Source organism: Romboutsia sp., from assembly GCF_051659545.1.
GTDB lineage: Bacteria > Bacillota > Clostridia > Peptostreptococcales > Peptostreptococcaceae > JBOFOR01.
Window position 1 is genome coordinate 19,003 of the sequence record NZ_JBOFOR010000139.1, and the last position, 22,519, is coordinate 41,521.

Annotated in this window: 17 protein-coding genes, 2 tRNA genes and 1 pseudogene; 18 read left to right on the forward strand and 2 right to left on the reverse strand. The window is 28.5% G+C overall.

The window, feature by feature from the left end:
• The first annotated feature begins 1 nt into the window (after position 1).
• The 5 genes from ACRC03_RS07945 to ACRC03_RS07965 all read left to right on the forward strand — a co-directional run bounded on the left by ACRC03_RS07945 (position 2) and on the right by ACRC03_RS07965 (position 6,878).
• The gene (locus ACRC03_RS07945; protein ID WP_438652029.1) at positions 2–3,253 is read left to right on the forward strand and encodes an FtsX-like permease family protein; all 3,252 of its coding nucleotides are present in this window, start codon (positions 2–4) and stop codon (positions 3,251–3,253) included.
• A 104-nt stretch (positions 3,254–3,357) separates the two neighbouring features.
• Positions 3,358–3,543, forward strand: coding sequence for a hypothetical protein (locus ACRC03_RS07950; RefSeq protein WP_438652030.1), 186 nt, complete (start codon positions 3,358–3,360; stop codon positions 3,541–3,543).
• 250 nt (positions 3,544–3,793) lie between these two features.
• Positions 3,794–5,302, forward strand: a complete 1,509-nt coding sequence (locus ACRC03_RS07955; protein ID WP_438652031.1) for a DUF1846 domain-containing protein — start codon at positions 3,794–3,796, stop codon at positions 5,300–5,302.
• A gap of 317 nt (positions 5,303–5,619) precedes the next feature.
• Positions 5,620–5,871, forward strand: coding sequence for a hypothetical protein (locus ACRC03_RS07960; RefSeq protein ID WP_438652032.1), 252 nt, complete (start codon positions 5,620–5,622; stop codon positions 5,869–5,871).
• A gap of 125 nt (positions 5,872–5,996) precedes the next feature.
• On the forward strand, positions 5,997–6,878 hold the full coding sequence (locus ACRC03_RS07965) for a cation diffusion facilitator family transporter (protein ID WP_438652033.1): 882 nt from the start codon (positions 5,997–5,999) through the stop codon (positions 6,876–6,878).
• Positions 6,879–6,931: 53 nt separating this feature from the next.
• On the opposite strand, the gene ACRC03_RS07970 is transcribed toward ACRC03_RS07965, so the two are convergent.
• Entirely contained in the window at positions 6,932–7,576 is a 645-nt protein-coding gene (locus ACRC03_RS07970; protein ID WP_438652034.1) for a Crp/Fnr family transcriptional regulator, read from the reverse strand.
• 180 nt (positions 7,577–7,756) lie between these two features.
• Between ACRC03_RS07970 and ACRC03_RS07975 the strand changes: the two genes are divergently transcribed.
• The 11 genes and pseudogenes from ACRC03_RS07975 to ACRC03_RS08025 all read left to right on the forward strand — a co-directional run.
• Positions 7,757–7,830 (forward strand) — tRNA-Cys (locus tag ACRC03_RS07975).
• Between the two features lie 6 nt (positions 7,831–7,836).
• Positions 7,837–7,911: transfer RNA gene (locus ACRC03_RS07980), tRNA-Thr, on the forward strand.
• Positions 7,912–8,145: 234 nt separating this feature from the next.
• Complete coding sequence (locus ACRC03_RS07985) at positions 8,146–9,540, forward strand: MATE family efflux transporter (protein WP_438652035.1); 1,395 nt, start codon at positions 8,146–8,148, stop codon at positions 9,538–9,540.
• A 112-nt stretch (positions 9,541–9,652) separates the two neighbouring features.
• Positions 9,653–10,354, forward strand: a complete 702-nt coding sequence (sfsA, locus tag ACRC03_RS07990) for a DNA/RNA nuclease SfsA (protein ID WP_438652036.1) — start codon at positions 9,653–9,655, stop codon at positions 10,352–10,354.
• A 102-nt stretch (positions 10,355–10,456) separates the two neighbouring features.
• Positions 10,457–11,722, forward strand: a complete 1,266-nt coding sequence (locus tag ACRC03_RS07995) for a 30S ribosomal protein S1 (protein ID WP_438652037.1) — start codon at positions 10,457–10,459, stop codon at positions 11,720–11,722.
• Positions 11,723–11,793: 71 nt separating this feature from the next.
• Positions 11,794–12,516 (forward strand): phosphatase, encoded by a 723-nt coding sequence (locus tag ACRC03_RS08000; RefSeq protein ID WP_438652038.1) that lies wholly within the window; start codon positions 11,794–11,796, stop codon positions 12,514–12,516.
• 1 nt (position 12,517) lies between these two features.
• Positions 12,518–13,036: a PaaI family thioesterase gene (locus ACRC03_RS08005; RefSeq protein ID WP_438652039.1), complete on the forward strand. Its 519-nt coding sequence runs from the start codon at positions 12,518–12,520 to the stop codon at positions 13,034–13,036.
• A 280-nt stretch (positions 13,037–13,316) separates the two neighbouring features.
• Positions 13,317–14,393: a pyridoxal-phosphate-dependent aminotransferase family protein gene (locus ACRC03_RS08010; protein WP_438652040.1), complete on the forward strand. Its 1,077-nt coding sequence runs from the start codon at positions 13,317–13,319 to the stop codon at positions 14,391–14,393.
• Positions 14,394–14,450: 57 nt separating this feature from the next.
• Positions 14,451–15,389 (forward strand): D-2-hydroxyacid dehydrogenase, encoded by a 939-nt coding sequence (locus ACRC03_RS08015; RefSeq protein ID WP_438652041.1) that lies wholly within the window; start codon positions 14,451–14,453, stop codon positions 15,387–15,389.
• A 43-nt stretch (positions 15,390–15,432) separates the two neighbouring features.
• Positions 15,433–16,503, forward strand: coding sequence for a DUF1015 domain-containing protein (locus ACRC03_RS08020; RefSeq protein WP_438652042.1), 1,071 nt, complete (start codon positions 15,433–15,435; stop codon positions 16,501–16,503).
• Positions 16,504–17,224: 721 nt separating this feature from the next.
• A pseudogene (locus ACRC03_RS08025) lies at positions 17,225–17,410 on the forward strand (DUF1015 domain-containing protein); the annotation flags it as partial.
• Between the two features lie 100 nt (positions 17,411–17,510).
• Here ACRC03_RS08025 and ACRC03_RS08030 read toward each other — a convergent pair.
• On the reverse strand, positions 17,511–18,818 hold the full coding sequence (locus ACRC03_RS08030; protein WP_438652043.1) for a conjugated bile salt MFS transporter: 1,308 nt from the start codon (positions 18,816–18,818) through the stop codon (positions 17,511–17,513).
• 353 nt (positions 18,819–19,171) lie between these two features.
• Here ACRC03_RS08030 and ACRC03_RS08035 point away from each other — a divergent pair, with 353 nt between their 5' ends.
• Entirely contained in the window at positions 19,172–20,677 is a 1,506-nt protein-coding gene (locus ACRC03_RS08035) for a helix-turn-helix domain-containing protein (RefSeq protein ID WP_438652044.1), read from the forward strand.
• Positions 20,678–21,111: 434 nt separating this feature from the next.
• Positions 21,112–22,464, forward strand: coding sequence for an alanine:cation symporter family protein (locus ACRC03_RS08040; protein WP_438652045.1), 1,353 nt, complete (start codon positions 21,112–21,114; stop codon positions 22,462–22,464).
• The last annotated feature ends 55 nt before the right edge of the window (positions 22,465–22,519 follow it).

Here is a 22,519-nt window from a genome sequence, read left to right on the forward strand (position 1 = left end):
AATGAAAAACATGTTGTATAAAGACTTGTTTAGAGATATAAAAAATTCAAAGGGCAGATACTTATCAATTCTATGTATAGTAGCTTTAGGAGTTGCATTTTTTGCAGGTATAAAATCTGCTCCTATAGTGATGGAAACAACAGCAGATAAATATTACGATGATTATAATTTGATGGATATAAGAGTACTATCAACCTTGGGACTTACAAACAATGATGTGAAAGAATTAAAAAAAATTGATGAAATAGAGGGAATATTTCCTACATATTCAATAGATACAATAGTAAAAGAAAATGAACAAGAAAAAGTTGCTAAAATACATGCACTCCCATTAGAAGATATAAAAAGCAACAATAGCAAGGACTATATAAACAGAGTAAATGTAGTGGAAGGTAGGTTACCTTCAAAAACAGGAGAATGTGTAGTAGAGAAAAGTAAGATGGAAGGATTAAATTTAAAGGTAGGAGAAACTATAAATTTATATTCTGGAACTAGTGAAAATCTTAAAGATAAATTAAAAACTACTAAATATAAAGTAGTTGGTATTATAGAAACACCGTATTATCTTTCCTACGAAAAAGGAAGCAGTTCAATTGGAAATGGACGTATAAACGGAATAATTATGATACCGCAAGAAGACTTTGAAATGGATGCGTATAATGAGATTTTCCTAACATTGAAAGATGTAAAAAAAGTAAATTCCTACTCTGAAGAATACTCTAATAAAGTAGATAAGGCTTCAAATAAAATAGAAGATTTATCAAAAAGTAGAATAGAAGCTAGATATGATGAAGTTGTAGGAAAGGCAAATGAAGATTTAGAAAAAGGTAAAAAAGAGTTTAAAGATAAAAAAAGTGAAGTAAATAATAAATTAGAAAAAGCACAACAAGATTTAAATACTTATAATAGAAAAATAGTGATAGGAGAAAAAACGTTAAAAGATAAAAAAGACCAAGCAGAAAATCAAATAGCCAATGGAAAAGAAGCTATTTCCAAAGGCGAAAAAGATTTAGATAATGGATATAAACAATATGAAGATGGATTAAAAACTTTTAGTGAAAATAAATTATTAGCAAATCAACAGTTTGCAAAAGCAGAAAAAGAATTAGATGAAGCAAAAAAACAAATAGATTCCTTAAATAGTTTGATTTTATCTTTAGAAGAATCTAAAAATAATCCAAATTTAACTGAAGAAGAGAAAAATAATATAACTTTACAAATAGAAAAAAATAAACAACTTGTTGGAGGTATTAATAGTGCTTATCAACAAGGTACTTCAGAATTAGAAGCTAAGAAACAAGAATTGAATAATGCTGAAAATAAATTAATAGCTACAAAAATAACTTTAGATAAAAACAAAGAAAAACTCTTATCAGAAAAACAAAATTTAAGTTCAATGGAATTAAAATCAAAGCAAGAGTTTAGAAAAGCACAAAAAGACTTAACCGTGCAGAAAAATAAGATTAATGAAGCACAAAAACAATTAGATAATTCAAAAGTCAAAGCTGAAGATGAATTATTTGAAGCACAAAAAAAATTAGAGAAAGCTCAAGATAAAATTGATAAAATAGAAAAACCAGAATGGTATGTACTAGATAGAAATAGTAATTACTCATATGTAGAATATAAAACTTCAGCGGAAGGAATAGACAAAGTATCTAATGTATTTCCAGTATTTTTCTTTTGTGTAGCGGCTTTAGTTTGCTTAACTACTATGACAAGAATGGTAGATGAACAAAGAATAAATATAGGTACCTTGAAAGCGTTGGGGTATACAACTCTTCAAATCGCTAAAAAATACATACTTTATGCACTAAGTGCAAGTTTACTAGGGAGTATAATTGGTTCGATTATAGGTTGTATTCTATTCCCAAGTATAGTTTTTAATGCTTATGGAATTATGTACACTTTACCGCCTATAAAATTGGTATTTGATGCCAAAATAATAATAACAGTAACTATTGTAGCTGTAGGTATCAATACGATTGCAACAATTTTTGCTTGTTATAATGAAGTAAGAGAAACACCATCAGTTTTAATGAGACCAAAGTCTCCAAAGTTAGGTAAGAGAATACTATTAGAAAGAATACCTTTTATTTGGAATAAGATAGGATTTATAGGAAAAGTTACATTAAGAAATATATTTAGATACAAAAAAAGATTTTTAATGACAGTTTTAGGAATTGCAGGATGTAGTGCATTAATATTAACTGGTTTAGGAATACAAGATTCAATTCAAGTAATTGTAGATGGACAATTTGGAAGTATATTTAAGTATGATATGTCTACAAATTTTAAAAATGATATAAAGCCAAGTGATTTTAAAAATATAGATAATTACTTATCTAAAGAAAGTAAAATTGAAGATTATCAAATCATAGGTAGTGAAAATGGAAAAATAGCTAAGGAAAAAGGTAGAGAAGATATCACTATTTTATCTCCTGAAGATAGAATTAAGATGGAAAAACTTATACATCTTAAAGAGAGAACTAGTCAAAATCCAATTAAATTAGAAAAACAAGGTATTGTTGTAAGTGAAAAAGTAGCTAAACTATTAAATGTAAAAATTAATGATGAAGTTCAACTTATAAATAGTAAAGATAAAAAAGCAACTGCAAAAGTTATAGGTATTGCAGAAAATTACGTAGGAAACTATGCATATATAAGTAAAGAATATTATAAAGAAATATTTAATAGAGATATATCTTATAATGGTGTAATAGCAACAATTAATGATAAAACTAAACAAGGAGAAGACTATATAGCTAAAAAACTAATGGAAAAGACAGGAACAAGTTCAGTAAACTTTAATACTGAGCTAAGGCAAAGTTTTAAAAATACTATAAAAAGTTTAAACTATGTAGTTTTAGTAATGACATTGTCGGCTGGAGTTCTAGCCTTTGTTGTATTATATAATCTTACTAATGTAAATATATCGGAGAGAATTAGGGAGATAGCGACTATAAAAGTTTTAGGATTTTACGATAAGGAAGTTTCTGCATATATATATAGAGAAAATATAGTTCTTACTATAATAGGAGCTATAGTTGGATTAGGGCTAGGTGCAGTGTTACATCAATTTGTAATGGTTACACTAGAACCTTCAAATTTAATGTTTGGAAGAATTATACAAATAAGAAGTTGTTTTATAGCATTCACATTAACCGTTATTTTAGGATTTATAGTAAATTTTGCTATGTATTATAAATTAAAAAGAGTAAAAATGGTTGAATCCTTGAAATCTGTAGATTAGTAATGAAATTTGAAGCTAAAAAGTAATATCAAAAAAAGAACATGCCTCATAGTATAGTTTAGGAGTAAAAACTCCACAAATTAACACAACAGGGGGGTAACAAAATGTTAGACAGATTATTTGGAGAAGGTGGATTTGGTGGAGGTATATGGATAATAGTTTTATTCTTCTTATTCTTAGCTTTCCAAGATTGTTGGTCAGAAATTGAAATATGTGATTGGATTCCATTCTTAATACTATTATTAATAGTTTGTGGATGCGGAGATATGTTTGATGGCTGTGGTTGCTAACTAATAATTAGGAAGCACCATAATCATATTAAAAATATGATTATGGTGCTTTTATTTTACATAAACTATATATAAGTTTGCGAATAAATATTGAAAAGGATATTGAAATATTTATAAGCAGAAGGTATAATGTAATCTTGGAGTGAAAACAAACGAAAAAAGTAACGTTAGATTACTAAGTAGGAATTTTACTCTAAATAAATATAAATATACGGTTATCAAAAAGTAAATAATTTAGAGAGGTGCAAATATGAAGATAGGATTTGATCACAAAAAATATCTAGAAGAGCAATCAAAGTACATCTTAGAGAGAGTAAATAACTTTGATAAGCTTTACTTGGAATTCGGAGGAAAGTTAATCGGAGACTTACATGCGAAGAGAGTGCTTCCTGGATTTGATGAAAATGCAAAAATAAAAGTGCTACAACATATGAAAGAAAAAGTTGAAGTAGTTATATGTGTTTATGCAGGAGACATCGAAAGAAACAAAATAAGAGGCGACTTTGGAATAACTTACGACATGGAAGTTTTAAGACTAATTGACGATTTAAGAAAATACGAGTTAGATGTAAATAGTGTTGTAATAACTAGATTTGAAGGACAACCTGCTACTACAGTATTTATAAATAAATTAGAACGTAGAGGAATAAAAGTTTACAAACATGCTCCTACAAAAGGATATCCGACTGATGTAGAAACTATAGTTAGTGATGAAGGATATGGTGCAAATCCATACATAGAAACTACTAAGCCAATAGTTGTTGTAACAGCTCCAGGACCAAACAGTGGTAAATTAGGAACTTGTTTAAGTCAGTTATACCATGAAAATAAAAGAGGTAATGCTGTTGGATACTCAAAATTTGAGACTTTCCCAGTGTGGAATGTACCTTTAAAGCATGCTTTAAACATAGCTTATGAAGCAGCTACAGTAGATTTAAAGGATGTCAATATGATAGATTCATTCCATCTTGAAAAATATGGTGAAATGTCAGTAAACTACAATAGAGATTTAGAATTATTCCCAGTTCTTAAGAAAATAATAGAAAAAATAACAGGAAAAGAATCTATATATCAATCACCAACAGATATGGGTGTTAATAGAGTGGGATACGGTATAATAGACGATGAAGTTGTTGCAAAAGCATCAAGACAAGAAATAATCAGAAGATATTTCAAAACTTCTTGTGAGTACAAAAAAGGTCAAGTAGACAAAGGTGCTTATGAAAGAATTCAAATGATAATGGAAGAGCTTAATTTAAAGCCTGAAGATAGAACGGTTGTTATACCTGCAAGAGAGTATAGCAATAAATTAAAAGAAAATGCTAACAAAAATGATGTATGCCCAGTTGTAGCATTAGAGTTACCTGATGGAACGATATTAACAGGTAAAGGAACGGATTTAATGAATGCAAGTGCTGCAGCTACATTAAATGCAATAAAACACTTAGCAAATATAGGTGATGAAATACACTTAATATCACCAGCAATATTAGAGCCGATTGTAAATTTAAAAACTAAGACATTAGCAAGTAGAACACCAGAGTTAAGTTGCGAAGAAATATTAACTGCACTTAGTATATGTGCTGTAACAAACCCAACTGCTCAAGCGGTAATTGATAAATTACCTTTATTAAAAGGTTCTCAAGCTCATTCAACTACAATATTAAGTAAGAATGATGAACAAACATTTAGAGAACTTGGTATAGATGTTACATGTGATCCTCAATATCCATCACAAAATCTTTACTATGCTAACTAGTAAGAACTTTTACTAATAAAAAAACAGAAAATATAAGACCATATTACCGGCGGGGTAGTATGGTCTTTCTTATATAAAATTATATAATCTTAAAAATAAATATAAATATACGGTTACCAAGACTTAAAATAACTTAGTTCCTTGGAATATCTATTTTAAATGTTTTTTTAGAATTTGGCAATAGATTTTTGAAAAAAAGTTAAAATAGAGTAAAAAACTGGATTATAATAAATAGAGAATATTAATGTAAGTAAAAGTATGCAAATACTGAGTATAGGTAAAATGAAATATTTATATACTAGAATTAAAAAGAGGTGATGAGCATAGAGGACAATAAAAGAATAATTCATATAGATATGGATGCGTTTTACGCTTCAGTAGAGCAAAGAGATAATCCAAAATATAAGCAAGAGGATATTAGAATTAACATATATAATTTGGTAAAAAATCTTGAAAATACACATAAAAAAATAAGACTTTTAGGCGTAACGGTATCAAATTTAATAGATAAAAAAAATGAATGCACAAACATAACTATATTTGAATATATAGATAATATAAAGAGATAAAAAATGTTAAACACATAGTAAAAAATCCATGCAGTAGTTATATAACTACTGCATGGATTTTTTAGGTAATAGAGTAATGAGAGTCATTTTTAAAAGAAATTATATATATATTAGGAGGGAGAATCATGGAATTAAATTCTTATAAAAAAGTAAAGCAAGTATTATGGATAATTTTATTTGCAAACTTTGGAGTAGCATTATTGAAAATAATTATTGGCATGTCTATAAAAAGTGCTAGTATGATAGCCGATGGATTTCATTCTATATCAGATGGTTCATCTAATATTGTGGGATTAATAGGCATAAGTATAGCATCAAAACCTCATGATAAAGACCATCCCTATGGTCATAAAAAGTACGAAGTAATGTGTAGTATGTTTATTGGAGCGATGCTAGTTTTTGTAGCTGGAAAAATAATTTTAGATTCGGTAGATAGATTTAAGCATCCAGTAACGCCTTCAATAACAATTGAAAGTTTAATAGTATTACTAATTACTTTAGCAATAAATATTTTTGTCTGCACTTATGAAAGTAGAATAGGTAAGAAACTAAATAGCTATATACTTATATCAGATTCTATGCATACAAGGAGTGACATATTTGTTTCAGTAGGTGTTTTAGCAACCCTAGTAGGAATTAAAATGGGCTTACCTGCAATTATAGATCCAATAACATCATTGATAGTTTCTGGATTTATACTTCACTCTGCATATGAAATATTTAAAGAATCTACAGGTATCTTGGTGGATCAAGCCATAGTGGATGAAGAAATTATAAAAGTTATAGTGGAAGAATTTGAAGAAGTTAAAGATGTACATGATATTAGAAGTAGGGGCAGTCAAAATGACATTCATATTGATATGCATGTATTAGTTAATCCAAATATAAGTGTTGAAAAATCACATACTTTAACCGATGAAATTGAAATAAAAATACAAAATAAGGTTAATAAAAATGCTCAAGTTATAGTCCATATAGAACCATTTTATGGTGAATATACTGAATAGTAATAATATAGAAATAAGGAGTGAAGTATTCACTCCTTATTTCTATATCTAAATTACTCCATAAGAATTTCTTCTAAAGCTTCTTTATCTAAGATTTTTATGAAATCTTTAGAGTAGTCTATGAGGCCGTTATTTTTCATATTTATAAGCTCTCGGGATAAAGAAGGTCTAGGCACACCTAAAGTTTCAGATAGTTTTTGCTTAGTCATGTTGATTTTTATAAAGGGTGTTTCTTGAAGTTTATATTCAGTAAGTAAGTAGTTGCTTATCTTTTGCCTAATACTTGAAAGAGACAGGGTTGTAATAGATTTATTAAGAGTCATAATCTTATTAGTTAAATCATTTAAAAACATTTCTAAAAAATCAGGATGTACAGTACAAAAATTTATAAAATCATTCTTTTCTATAAACATTATTTCGCTAGGGTTTGAAGAAATTACTGTAGCTGGATATATACGTGCGTTTGAAAATGCAATAATTTCTCCAAAAAGTTGACCAGTATTTAAGGATGAAATATGAACAACATTATTACTTGTTAAAACCCTTTTTATATCTATACTTCCATCTAAAATTAAGCCCACACTTTTACAGGGAGAACACTCTAATGCTATAATTTCATTTTTTGAAAATTTATTTATAGTATAATTAGATCCTTGAAAAAAACTTATTATTTCATCTTTACTTTTATTTTTAAACATAACTCACCTAATTTCATTTAATGTTTAACAATGCTTTTAAATTAATATACCCAAAAAAAAATAAGAAAAACTAAAAAATATAACGGGAATATAAATTTGCGATAAAAATAAGTTAAAAAAAGGAAATTAATACTTGATAAACTTACTTAAATAATATACTATATATAGTGTAAAAGATAAGGCGACATAGCCAAGTGGTAAGGCAGTGGACTGCAACTCCTTGATCCCCAGTTCAAATCTGGGTGTCGCCTCCAATATCTGCTGGTGTGGCTCAACGGTAGAGCAGCTGACTTGTAATCAGCAGGTTGTAGGTTCGATTCCTATCACCAGCTCCAATTTAAAAATAACTTTAATCAAGAATTGATTAAAGTTATTTTTTTTTGTACTATTTATCCTTATAAAAAATAATAATATAGTGAAATTATTTAAGTGTAAAATATTTATATCTTAAAGAATATATAGTATAATATATAAAGCTATAATTAACTAATTAAGAGTTTGTAAAATTATGAAAGTAGTTAGTCTATGAAATAATAAACATAAAAATTTCATCAAGAAGGAGTGATAAAATGAGCAATTCAAATACTGATTTAGGAAGAGATAATATTGCTAAACTTATATTTAAGTTAGCAACTCCTGCAATTATTGCACAAATGGTAAATGTTTTATACAACATAGTAGATAGAATATTTATCGGTAGGATGCAAGGTGGAGATTTAGCTATGGCTGGTGTGGGGGTAGCATTCCCGATTATTATCATTATAACAGCATTCAGCGGATTAGTAGGGATGGGCGGAGCGCCATTAGCTGCTATAAAAATGGGAGAGAAAGATGATGAAGGCGCAGAAAAAATAATGAGTAACAGTTTCTCCATGTTATTAATATTAGCAGCTATATTAACAATTGGGTTCTCAATATTCAAAGAACCTATATTATGGGCATTTGGAGCAAGTGATGCTACAATAGGATATGCTTTAGATTATGTAGGAATATATGTACTTGGAACTGTGTTTGTTCAAATCGCATTAGGTATGAATCCTTATATAAATACACAAGGTTTTGCAAAAATAGGAATGATGACAGTTACTATAGGTGCTGTAATAAATATAGTATTAGATCCTATATTAATATTTGGATTAGATATGGGTGTTAAGGGAGCAGCTTTTGCAACTATAATAGCTCAAGCGGTATCTGCAATATGGGTATTAAAGTTTTTATATGGAAAGAATAGTAGATTAAAAATAAGAAAGAAATTCTTGAGACCACAAAAGAAAATTATACTTCCGATATTAGCACTAGGTGTTGCACCATTTATAATGCAATCTACTGAAAGCATAGTTTTAATATCGTTAAATAGTCAATTATCGAAATATGGTGGAGACTTAGCTATAGGCGCAATGACTATAATGAGTAGTGTAATGCAAATAGTATTACTTCCAACAATGGGACTAACTCAGGGAGCACAGCCTATAATAAGTTATAACTATGGTGCTAAGCAAATGGATAGGGTTAAAAAAACATTTAAGTTATGTCTAGTATTATGCTTTGGATATACATTCGTAATATGTTCTGCGATTATGATAATGCCACAAGCATTCGTAAGTATATTTAATAATGATCCAGCTTTAATGGAAATAACTACAAGTAGTATGAAAATATACTTTGCAGGCATGTTTATATTTGGGATACAAATAGCTTGTCAGCAAACATTCTTATCTTTAGGACAAGCAAAAATATCTCTAGTATTAGCACTACTTAGAAAGATGATATTATTAGTACCATTAATATTTATATTACCAACATTTATAGATAATGGATTATTTGCAGTATTATTAGCAGAACCTATAGCAGATGTAGTAGCAGCACTTACTACTATAACATGCTTTACTATATTCTATAAGAAGACTTTATCTGTAACAGACAGCAGTAGTAGTGTTATAGAAAAGAAAGTAAGTAATAATTAATTAACATTTTAGAGTGTAGACACTGTCTACACTCTTTTGATTTTCTATAAATTATTAGGGTATTATAATAAATATATAGATAAATGACAAACAAAGAAAGAAAGGCTAAGATATGAATTATAAAACCGTAGTAGAAGCTAAATTTATAGAAAGACCAAATAGATTTATAGCATATTGTGAAGTAAATGATAGTATTGAAAAAGTACATGTAAAAAATACAGGAAGATGTAAAGAATTATTAATTCCAAATTGTACAGTGTATTTAGAAGAAAGTGATAATCCAAATAGAAAAACGAAATTCTCATTAATAGCAGTTCAAAAGGGAAATAGACTCATTAATATGGACTCACAAGTTCCAAATAAAGTAGTTCAAGAAGCATTAATAAATAAAACTATAATTTTACCAGATCTAGAAGAAGAAATAATTTTTATTAAACCAGAAAAAACTTATGGAAATTCAAGGTTTGATATATATTTAGAAACGAAAAATAAAAAAGTATTTATAGAAATAAAAGGAGTAACTCTTGAAGAAAATAATATAGTACTGTTTCCAGATGCTAAAACTGAAAGAGGAGTAAAGCACGTAAAGGAACTTATTGAAGCGAAAAAAGAAGGTTACTATTGTTATGTAATATTTGTAGTTCAAATGAAAGATGTACTTTATTTTACTCCTAATAAGAAAATGCATAAAGAATTAGCAGAGATATTAATAGAAGCAGAAGATAATGGAGTAAACATATTAGCATATGATAGCAATATAACTCCAAGCTCTATAGAAATAAATAAAAAAGTAGAAGTGATTTTAGAAAAATGAATTTTACAGTAGAAATGTTGTAAGAAAAATATAAGTATTTTAAAGATTAGTGGTATAATATTTGTATGTGAATAATCATTAAAAATGAAAGGATGAATAATTATGACAAACGATTTATCTATGCAAGAATTACTAGACCAACAAGAGCAAGAGTTAAGCAAGGTGAAGGTTGGACAAACTATAACAGGTAAAATAATAAGAGTGAATAATGAAGGTCTTTTTTTAGACTTAAACTATGGATTTGATGGAATCATAAAAATAGAAGAATTAAATTTACCAAAAGGTAAATATGCAAGTGAAGTGTATAACGTAGGAGATGAAGTAACTGCTATAATAACTAAAGTTTATCATAAAGATGGGGTAGTTCAATTATCTAAATTAAAGTTAGATGCTAAAAATGATTTTGCAGAATTAGAAAAGGCTTACAATGAGCATAGAATAATAACTGTAAACGTTATTAAGAACATAGAAAGAGGAGTATTTGCTTCTTACAAAACTACAGACTTATTTATACCAATATCTCAACTTGATACTAAATTTGTACAAGATACAAAAGGATATGTAGGTAAAAACTTAGAAGTATACATAAAAGAATTAGATACTAAGAAAAATAGATTTGTTGCAACTCACAGAGATGTTTTACAAGAGCGTTTAGATAAAGAAAGAGAAGAAAGAAGAATAAGAATTCAAGAAGAAAAACAAGTAGCAAAAGCGAAAGCAAAAGCTGAAAAAGAAGCTCATATAGCAAAGGTTAAATCAGAAAAAGAAACTTTATTCAACTCTTTAGAAGCAGGACAAAAAAGAGAAGGTAAAGTAACTAAAATAATGCCTTATGGTGCATTTGTTGACATCGGAGGATTAGAAGGATTAGTTCACTTAAACAACTTATCTTGGGAAAGAGTTGAAAAAGTAGAAGATATGTTATCAGAAGGACAAGAAGTAGAAGTTTATGTACTAGATGTAGACCAAGAAACTAAGAAGGTAGCATTAGCATTAAAAGACATAAACAATGACCCATGGGAATTAATAGCTAAAGAAATTCAAGTAGAAGATATAGTAACTGGAAAAGTTGTTAGAACTATAGAAAAGGGTGCTATAGTTGAATTAAGAGAAGGTGTTCAAGCATTCTTACCTATATCTGAATTAAGTGAAGAAAGAGTAGTTAAAGTTACTAGTGTTGTTAACGTAGGTGAAGAAATTAGTGCTATGATAATAGAGTTCAAGCCAAAAAACAGAAGACTGATATTATCTATAAAAGAAGCAACTAGAGAACCAGAAGAAGATTACTCACAATTCTTAGAAGTTGAAGAATCTTTAGGAAGTTTAGGAGATTTATTCAAGGATAAATTTAAAAAATTACAAAAATAATATATATAAATAAGCCATATTGATTTTATCAATATGGCTTTAATTCGTATATCAATTGCAGGAGGACAAATATGAAAGCTTTAATAGATTTACACACTCATACAATAGTAAGTGGACATGCATATAGTACAGTTCAAGAAAATATACAAGCAGCAATTAAGCAAGGGTTAAAATACCTAGGGCTGTCAGATCATGCTCCAGAGATGCCCGGAGGACCTCATCCTTTTTATTTTCATAATTTACACTGTATACCAAGAGAAGTTGATGGTCTAAAGATACTTAGAGGTATAGAAGTAAATATTATGGACTATGATGGAAATACAGATGTAGAAGATGATATGTTAAAACATATAGATTATGCAATTGCATCTCTTCACCCACCGTGCATAGATGCGGGAACAAAAGCACAAAATACTAATGCAATACTTAAAGTTATGGATAAGAGCAAGGTTAAAATAATAGGACATTTAGATGATAGTAGATATGAAATAGATTATGAGCCTATTATTAAAAAAGCTAAGGAGAAGAATATTTTCTTAGAAATTAATAACTCATCTTTAAAACCAAATACTTTTAGAGAAGGAGCATGGAAAAATGTAGCTACTATGCTTAATTTATGTAAGGAGCATAAAGTCAAAGTAATACTAGGAACAGATTCTCATATATCTTATGATATAGGTAAATTTCCTTTTGCAGAAAAGATAATAGAAGACTTACAATTCCCAAAAGAACTAGTAATAAACTACAATGAAGATCAAATCATAGAATTTTTTGACATAGAAAATTTGAGATGAGGTGCTAAAATTGAATTATAAAGTTAACAAAAAGCAAAACGCAAGTAAATCTTGTGTGGTATGTGGAATAGAGAATGATTTAGGATTAAAAACTAGTTTTTATGAATTAGAAAATGGTGAACTCGTAGCCATTTGTAATACTAAAGATTGGCATCAAAGCTATCCAGGCAGAGTTCATGGGGGTATGTCTGCAGCACTACTAGATGAAACTATAGGTAGAGCTGTAAGTATAAATGACGATACAACCTGGGGAGTGACTGTATCATTAGAGTTAAAATACAAAAAACCAGTGCCTACAAATTGTGAAATAAAAATTGTTGGAAGAATCACTAGCGAAAATCGAAAGTTGTTTGAAGGCAGTGGAGAAATTTATTTGCCAAATGGAGAAGTAGCCGTAACAGCTACAGGAAAGTATATGAAAATGAAGGCAGAAAAAATTACTGAGGATGGACTAGATGAATCAGAATGGTTTTATACAGAAGATGAAGAAGAAATAGAATGTATAGAATTACCATATTAAAAAAACACTAAATTTATAATTTAGTGTTTTTTTATGTTAATAGGGAATTATACATATTAAATTATTTATTTTAGAATAAATATCATATAAAAAAAATTTTCTAAAACATTTTATACTTAAAACCATATAATGTTTTTAAGTATAAAATTATCAAAATGATAATAATGAAAAAAAAGTATATATTAAAAAAATTTTAAAATTGCATAACAGTAAATGTGTTGTTATTATTAATACTAAATACTGAAAATTATGAAAATAAAAATAAGGAGGAGGAAAATAGATGAGTAAAAAATTATTCATTCCTGGACCTATAGAAGTTAGAGAAGATGTTTTACAAAAAATGTCTACTCAAATTATAGGTCATAGAGGAAAAGATGCATCACAACTTCAACAAAATATAAGCAATAAGTTACAAGAATTATTCTACACAAAAAACACAATACTTTTATCTACATCATCAGGCTCAGGGCTAATGGAAGGATCCATACGCTCCTGTACATCCCAAAAAGCAGCTGTATTTTCCTCCGGATCCTTTGGAGATAGATGGTACAAAATGGCTGCTGCAAACAATGTACCTGCAGATGTGTTTAAAGTAGAATTGGGAAAAGCAATAGAATCAGAAATGGTCGAAAAGGTGCTCTCTACCGGAAACTATGATTTAATAACTGTAACCCACAATGAAACTTCCACAGGGATTAGAAATCCAATTGAAGAAATTGGAGAAGTGGTAAAAAAATATAATGATATAGTATATTGTGTGGATGCAGTGAGTTCAGCTGGTGGAATAAAAATAGAAGTAGACAAAATAGGAATTGATATATGTATAACGTCAGTCCAAAAAGCAATAGGGCTACCACCAGGAATGGCAATATGTACATTGTCAGATAAAGCAGTAAATAGAGCAAAAAAAGTACCTTTCCGAGGATTATATTTCGATTTATTAGAAATGTATGAATATTTTATCCAAAAAAACTTCCAATACCCTTCAACCCCATCTCTTTCGCATATGTTTGCGCTCGATTACCAATTAGATAGAATTTTAAAAGAAGGCCTAGATAATAGATTTAAAAGACATGAAGATATGGCTAGATTAGTTAGAAACTGGGCTAAACAACATTTCCAAATATTTACCGATGAAAATTATTTATCAAATACTCTTACAGTTATAAAAAACACACAAGGCATAAGTGTAGCCAATTTGAATGAAAAACTTCAAAGTAGAGGTTTTGAAATTGCAAACGGCTATGGAAATTTAAAAGAAGAGACTTTTAGAATTTCTCACATGGGAGATTATGAAATTGAGGATATAAAAATTTTATTGAAAAATATAGATGACATTTTAGGATTTTATAAATAGGTATGCTATTTAAGAGAATAATACTGGGCTAAAACATAAATTGGAGGTTTAAGTAATATGTTTAATATATTGGTTACAGATGAAATTGAGAAGAAAGCTATAGATAGATTGAGAGAGTTAGATTTTAATGTTGTAGAAAAACATTGCAAACCAGAAGCTTTAGGTGAAAAATTAAAGTATTTTGATGCAGTAATAACACGAGCATCTACTACTATTACAAAAGAAATAATAGATAAAGCATATGAAGGAAAAAAATTAAAATTGATATTAAGAGCAGGTGTAGGTGTTGATAATATAGAGATTGAATATGCAAATAAAAAAGGGATAAAAGTAATAAATACACCCCTTGCCAGCACTATATCTGTAGCAGAACTTACTATAGGTCAAATTATTACCATTGCTAGATTTATAAATTTATCAAATGTTACAATGAGAGATGGAAAATGGGAGAAAAAACACTACAAAGGAATAGAAATTTACGGAAAGACACTAGGTATAATAGGTCTGGGAAGAATAGGAAAAGAAGTTGCAAAAAGAGCAGAAGCCCTAGGTATGAAAGTTATATATTATGATATCTTAGGCAAAATGGATGGCTACGGAAAATATAAATTCTGTAACATGGAGGAAACATTAAAAAATGCTGATTTTGTAACTTTACACACACCTTATGACCCAGAAAGAGGATTTTTAATTACAGAGAAAGAAATTGAAAAGATGAAGGAAGGTTCATATTTAATAAATTATGCGAGAGGAGGATTAGTTAGAGAAAAAGATTTATTAAAGGCATTAAATAATGGAAAAATAGCTGGTGCAGCGCTTGATGTTTATGAGGCAGAACCGACTCCAAATATGGATTTAATAAATCATCCTAGAGTTTCTTCTACTCCTCATATTGGAGCTTCAACTAAAGAGGCTCAAGCAAAAATAGGAGATGAAATAGTTAATATTATTACAGATTTTTTCTGTGAAGATGATTCTATAAACCTTGCTTTATAAAATTATAAAACTAATAATAGATAAAAATTAGGGAGGGCTAATTATGGCTACAATAAAACCATTTAAGGCAATTAGACCAAATGAAGAAGTTGCTCATAAAGTAGCAGCACTACCATACGACGTGATGAATAGCAAAGAAGCAAAGTTAATAGCAAATAACAATCCATATTCATTTTTGCATATAGATAAATCGGAGATAGATTTGGAAGACAATATAAATGAATATGATGAAAAAGTATACTTAAAAGCGAGAGAAAATTTAGATAGATTTAGAAAAGAAGAAATTTTGATTAAAGAAGAAAGTGATTGCTTTTATATATACAAGCAAGTAATGAATGATAGGCCACAGACTGGTATAGTAGCTTGTGTTTCAGTTGAAGAAAGTTTAAATGGCGTAATAAAAAAACATGAATATACAAAACCAGATAAAGAAAAAGACAGAACTAATCACATTAGATATTGCAATGCCAATACAGGAACAATTTTAGTGACGTATAAAGCTAAAGAAACTATAAATAATATAATAAATAAATATATTGTAGAACATAATCCTTTATATGATTTCACAACAGAAGATGATATACAACATACAATATGGAAGGTAGGAGAAGAACAAATTGTAAATAATTTAGTCAAAGAGTTTGAAAGTATTCCTTATCTTTATATTGCAGATGGTCATCATCGAAGTGCTTCTGCAGAAAATATAGCAAAAGAAAAGAAAAAAGAAAATATAAATTATACTGGTGATGAAGAATTTAACTACTACACAGCGATGATTGCTCCAGATAAAGAATTAATGATACTGGATTATAATAGAGTAATAAAGGACTTAAATGGATTAACAGAAGAGAAATTTATAGAAAAAATAAAAGAAAATTTTGCAGTAAGACAAATTAAAGAAGAAAATTATAAGCCTAATGCAAAAGGTAAAATAGGTATGTATCTAAAAAATCAATGGTATGAAATAGAAGTAGATGAAAGTAAAAGAGATAAAGAGGATGTGGTGAAGTCTTTAGATATTTCTATACTTCAGGATAATATAATAACACCTATTTTAGGAATAACTAATCCTAAATCAGACAAAAGAATAGATTTTGTAGGAGCAACTAAATAGTTGTCAAAAATATACGCAAGTATACTTTAAGGTATACAAATATATTTTTGTTAATAAAAAGCTCCCTACATTCGTAAAGAGTGTAGAGTGGTAGATAAATCTACCTAAAACTCCTTTAATTGCTGGAAGTTCCTAAAGCTAACTAAACCACAGCATAATCATGAAATATGGATAGGTGTGACGGTTACGAAAGTAGAAAAAATTAGTTAGATAGCATAAGGTTAAATCCTAAGTGTTTATATAATGGATAATCAGCAGCGAAGTCCCGAATAGGGAAACGTTCAACGACTAGAGATAATCTCGTACCTGCAAGTGTGGGGAAATGGGGAGCACCTAATTATTTAGGTGGTGATATAGTCTGTGCTTATGTGAAAGCATAAGAAGTTCATAAGAGAACTGATTAGGAGTAACGAACCTAATTGAACACTCTAAAAATATATATAAATAAAAGAATAATTCGAGAAGTATTACAAATAATATTAATATCTAATGACCAGTAAGGGTAAATCACTTGTGGAGCTTTTATTGCACTCATAGCGAGGCGTTAGAGATTGCAAGAAAATATTATTTTAAAATACGGTTGTAGGATAAGTTTGAATAATTAAACTAACTGGTACAACCAAGGCTTAAAACTATCAAAAAATAGAAAAAGTGCGAACTATCTAATAAATTTATATTAATTTACTTAATATGAGTACATTTGTATATGTTTTTAGAACCAGGAATAAGAGGGCTTAAAGAACTAGAAAAAAGAGTTAGTGAAGAGATGAAAGTAGCCTTTGCAATGTACCCGACTAGTATAGAAGAATTAATGAATGTAGCAGATGCAAATCAGATAATGCCAGCAAAATCAACGTGGTTTGAGCCGAAGGTAAGATGTGGATTATTTTTACATGAATTAGATTAATTATATATAATATTGAGTATAAAAATACCCTATAAACATATCACTTTGTTCATAGGGTATTTTTATATTTATATATCTTAACTTAATTTACTAATTAATATTAAGCAACTATAGTTGATTTTTCTTGTTGTAATTTTGCTATTTTTTCTTTGTTTACCTTAGACATACCTATAGAAGCTATAGTTAAAGAACTGTAACATACAACTATAAATGCAAATATAGACCACCAAGCAACTCCGTATCCCATTTTATCAACTAATAATCCGAATACAGATGAACCAGCTGCAAATCCTACAGCGAAGAAGATTTGAACTACACCAAGTATAGCACCGAATTCTTTTTTTCCGAAGAATGCACCTACTAATAATGAAGGCCCCATCATGTAAGCGAATACTGATAAACCTTTTAATGCGGCGAATACTTGAGCTAATATTGGCATATCTTTTGCAAATATTAATGCTAAACATGAAGTTCCAGCTAATACTGCTGCAACTAGAAGTCCTTTAGTTATACCTAACTTGTCGAATATTACTCCGCCAAATAAATTTCCACCTAAAGAACATAATGCAAATATAGAACCAACCATACCAACTATCATTGGATCAATTTTCAAATGAACTTTTAAGTATGCAGGATATTGAACTGCTAATGCAGATACGTACATACCTAAGAAGAATAAACCTAAAGCAAATACCCAGAAGAATTTGACATTTTTAGCTTCTTTAAAAGTATAACCCCAATCAACTGAAACTTGGCTTTGATTATTTTCTTTTTTATTTTGCTTCTTTTTACCTTTAACTATTTCGCTATCATTCTTAGGCATTCTTAAGAACAATAGTGTTATTGGTATACCTACTAATAATGATAATACACCGAACATTAAGTAAGACTTAGATGCACCGTTTGTTGCTAATGAATATGCTGTCATTTGTTGAAGGAATATATTACCTATAGAACCTCCAGCAAAAGCAAGTCCCATTGCTTTACCTTTAGATAAATCATCAAACCATCCGTTTATTAATAAAGGAACCCCTATTGAAGATATAGCAGCTGTACCAACTTGAACTATACCAGAAACCGCGTAGAATTGCCATAATTCTTGACACATAGAGAATGCTAAGAATCCTCCACCAGAAAGTATACAACCTAATAAATACATAACTTTTGTATTTATTTTATTAAACATTATACCAATAAATGGTGATGCTACTGCAGAAACTACTGTACCTAATGTGAAGATTAATGAGAATCCAGCTAATGTAAAACCATTTTCTTCAACTACGTAACTTACAAATTGTGGTTGGATGTTTGCAGCAACACCAAATGGTATAGCTTGTATAAGCATACATGCAACCACTATTAACCAACCAGTAGCGAATTTTTTCTTGTTTTCATTCAAAGTATTCATAATTATAAGTTCTCCTTAACTTTTTATATATTTTATTTTGTAAAAAATTGTAAGTAAATCTAGCTTTAAAACAAAGGAATACGTTACACAATATATAATATCATATAAAAAATAAGAAAATAAATAATCGACCGTGAAGAAAAATGAATAAAAATGAATAATTGAATAAAAAAAAATCAAATAAATCAAACAAATCAATATGTTTTTATTTAAAATTAGATTATACTTAAAAAGTACTAAATATAATTAATAACTAATCGAAATAATAAGTTAAAATAAGTTAATAGGTAGTATATAAATATTAAATAATAATATCTATTTTTAATGAGAATTAAAGGAGAGTGAAGAAAAGCATGAAAAATATAGCATTTGGTAATTTATTAGAAAAGTTACTATATTTATCTAATCAAAAGAAAAGTACTTTGGCTAAAGAACTAGGATATGATGTTTCTTATATAAGTAAGTGGGTAAATGGAAAAAACTTGCCAACTCAAAAAAGTATATCAACTATATGTAAAATAACATCAAAATTTATATCTGGATATCTTACGCCTACATCAACACAAGAATTAATTGAATACTTTGAAATAGATGTGCAAATAAATAATATTGAAGTAATGGAGCAATTCTTAGAAAAAAGTTTAAAAGAATCATATGAAGTAACATCAGGGAAAAGTTCAATTAATATATATAGAAGTACACGTTCTGAAGATGGTTACAATTCGGTAATTCATATAAATCCTAGATTAAGAAAGCAGTATTTAAGTAAAGATTTTGGAATATTTGCAAGTAAATCAAATAAACTAGATCTTATAGTGTCTGCTAATTTATATAAATTAAACAATGATGACAAAAAATCTATAGCAGCAATGAAAAAGAAACTTAATGACACTCTAAATAGTGATGATATAAAAATAAGATTTTTAATGGGGTTTGAAGGTGGTAATGATGATACTGTATTTAATACAGTATTAATACTAAATTTAATAACGACATATCCCCATATAGATTTTAAAATATACAATTGCGAAGTAGAATCTAACTCGGTAATATCTGTAATGAAAGAAAGAATGTTTCATATAGCTTTATATGCAAAAAATGGAAGATGCTTGTTTACTAATATGTCAAAAGAAAAAAATATAGTAGATGAAATGTACTATAGCCTTGATGACATTATGACCAATCAAGGTAAATTAGTAGCTGATAGAAAGGCACCTATAGATGTTATTAAGGAGAAGGCATATATACAATATATTATGGGACAGGATTTAAGGTTATTAATTGGTTCGATGAATGAATTTTTTATGCCTTATGACTTATTTATGGAAGTAGGACAAAGTGTATTTGGAGAGGATGAAGAAATATTAAATGAATTAAGACAAATAAATATATTACTACAAAATATAACTTACATTTCAAAAATCAAGGTATTAATATATGAAGCAGAATTGAGGAGGTATATATCTTTAGGAGAATTAAAGTTTTTTAATATACCTATAAAGTTAACTATGGAGCAAAGAGAAAAGCATATTAAGTATATTGAAGATATTGTTAAGTCATCTAAAAATGTAGAAATAAAGTTAATTGATGGAAAGTTAGTTGAAGAGTTTAAAGAAGTAGAAGATCCATCTTTATATTTATCAAAGACAATGAAAGTAGTCAAAAGTCATCCGACAAATGGGGTAAATGATTATTTTTTAATAATAGAGAATGAATTTAAAAAGTTATGTGATGAACTGTTTGAAGTATTGTGGGAAAAAAGAAAAGACATTGTAGTAAATGATAGAGAAGAGATACTAGAAAGAATATCTAAAACTTTGGCTTACGCAAGAATATTAAATGAAAACTTTGATAGATAAATTCAATATTGAATAATGTGAATTATTCAATATTGAATGAATTAATTGAAAAGTCATGTAAAATCAAAAAAAATAACATTGACTACAAATATAAAAAATTGATAATCTGTAAATGTAAATAGGCGCTTATAAACAATGTTTAAGTTAAATAAAAAATAAATACATTTTAATAACATGTTAGAAATATCATAGTTACTTTTATAACTATAATTGCAAAGAATTATAAATTTTGAAAAGTATACTATTATCATCTAAGTGTAGAACTATACTTTTGGCAAACTATAATTCATTATTTGTTTGAGTATTTTTATGTATTTAATTTACTGTATGACTAAAATATTGTGTTTAAGAAGGGGGCCTATTTTTGCTGTTGAAAAAAGTAATAATAAAGTTTTTGTCTGATTATTAAAATAAACTAAAAGGAGAAAATAAAAATGTTACATCAATTAGAAGTAATAATAACAAAAGTATCTGAAGCTATTTGGCCAGTATTCTTACCATTTATATTATTAGTTGGAGCTATTATGGCTGTAAGAACTATATTTATCGTACAAAAGCAAACTACAAAGTCTGCTAAATTACAAATGAAAAATGTTATAGGACCAGCTTCTATATCATTAGGAGCAATGATAGGAACAGGTGCTATAATAGGGGTTTTAGGTGCATTATCTAAATTATCAGCAAGTGGACAATCTAACATAGAAGCTATGGCTATATGGGCGTTAATAGGTTCTTGTATAATGTTACCAGTTTCGTACTCTGAAACATTAAACTCAAAAATAATGAATAAAACACCAAAAGAATACATAGGAGCATTATTAAATCCTAAATTAGGTGGAGTATATGCAGTATGTTTTGTGGCACTAGCGGTATTCGGATTTGGAGGATTCCAATTCAGTGGAATAGATTCAGTTTTCGCTACAATATTAAATGATAAATTCAGCATAGAATTATCATTAGTTCAAAGATATTTATTTATAGTTGTACCAGTAATAGCTGTTGTTGCAGTATTGGTTTTATCTAAGAAGCATGAACTTTTCATGGGAGCTATGACTTACATGATAGGAACGGCAGTGCTTGGGTATTTCATATTCTTTACAATGTTCGTTATGAAGACTGCAGACTATATACCTACATTCTTCTCAAGTATGATAAACGGTATGATGAATCCTGTTAATGCTATGATGGGTGTGCCATTAGGATTTATACTAGGTATGCAAAAAGTTATACAAACTGCAGAAACTGGTCTTGGAGCATTAGCTATGGCTTCTCAAGAATCTGATTCTCAGCCAAGAGAAGCTGCAATGATATCTTTAATACCAACAGCTATAACAGTATTCGTTTCTATAGTTGTTACTTCTTATATAGCTTCTTATGGAGTACAAGTTGGAACTTTAGCATTAGTAGATGCTAATGGAGCTGCAGTTGGAACTGTTGCTAGATTAGGTGGATACTTCAAAACTGCTGAGCACGTAGTAGGTATATTTGGGTTAATAGTATTAGCTGCATTCACAGTATTATCAGCATTAACTACAATATTAGGTTCATACTACTATACTACAAAGCTATTTAAGGAAAATACAGTAAACAAGAATATAGCAATATACTTAGTCTTAGTAATAGCAGCTGGTACATTAGCAGTATTCGGAGCAAACGTTGTATTTGAAGCAGTTGACTTATTATTATTTGTATTATCTGGAATAAACGTAACTGCATTAGCGGTATTTACATTCAAACATTGGGAAGCTTATAAACTAGACAAAAAAGTTAGTAATAAAATTGCTTAATGATTAAGCAGTTTCATATAAAATACTCATGAACTAAAAATAAAAAAACATCTAA

Bases quoted from the DNA above. Each gene is read 5' to 3' on its own strand.
- ACRC03_RS07945 (WP_438652029.1), top strand. From the start codon at position 2: ATGAAAAACATGTTGTATAAAGACTTGTTTAGAGATATAAAAAATTCA.
- ACRC03_RS07950 (WP_438652030.1), top strand. From the start codon at position 3,358: ATGTTAGACAGATTATTTGGAGAAGGTGGATTTGGTGGAGGTATATGG.
- ACRC03_RS07955 (WP_438652031.1), top strand. From the start codon at position 3,794: ATGAAGATAGGATTTGATCACAAAAAATATCTAGAAGAGCAATCAAAG.
- ACRC03_RS07960 (WP_438652032.1), top strand. From the start codon at position 5,620: ATGAGCATAGAGGACAATAAAAGAATAATTCATATAGATATGGATGCG.
- ACRC03_RS07965 (WP_438652033.1), top strand. From the start codon at position 5,997: ATGGAATTAAATTCTTATAAAAAAGTAAAGCAAGTATTATGGATAATT.
- ACRC03_RS07970 (WP_438652034.1), bottom strand. From the start codon at position 7,576: ATGTTTAAAAATAAAAGTAAAGATGAAATAATAAGTTTTTTTCAAGGA.
- ACRC03_RS07985 (WP_438652035.1), top strand. From the start codon at position 8,146: ATGAGCAATTCAAATACTGATTTAGGAAGAGATAATATTGCTAAACTT.
- sfsA (WP_438652036.1), top strand. From the start codon at position 9,653: ATGAATTATAAAACCGTAGTAGAAGCTAAATTTATAGAAAGACCAAAT.
- ACRC03_RS07995 (WP_438652037.1), top strand. From the start codon at position 10,457: ATGACAAACGATTTATCTATGCAAGAATTACTAGACCAACAAGAGCAA.
- ACRC03_RS08000 (WP_438652038.1), top strand. From the start codon at position 11,794: ATGAAAGCTTTAATAGATTTACACACTCATACAATAGTAAGTGGACAT.
- ACRC03_RS08010 (WP_438652040.1), top strand. From the start codon at position 13,317: ATGAGTAAAAAATTATTCATTCCTGGACCTATAGAAGTTAGAGAAGAT.
- ACRC03_RS08015 (WP_438652041.1), top strand. From the start codon at position 14,451: ATGTTTAATATATTGGTTACAGATGAAATTGAGAAGAAAGCTATAGAT.
- ACRC03_RS08020 (WP_438652042.1), top strand. From the start codon at position 15,433: ATGGCTACAATAAAACCATTTAAGGCAATTAGACCAAATGAAGAAGTT.
- ACRC03_RS08030 (WP_438652043.1), bottom strand. From the start codon at position 18,818: ATGAATACTTTGAATGAAAACAAGAAAAAATTCGCTACTGGTTGGTTA.
- ACRC03_RS08035 (WP_438652044.1), top strand. From the start codon at position 19,172: ATGAAAAATATAGCATTTGGTAATTTATTAGAAAAGTTACTATATTTA.
- ACRC03_RS08040 (WP_438652045.1), top strand. From the start codon at position 21,112: ATGTTACATCAATTAGAAGTAATAATAACAAAAGTATCTGAAGCTATT.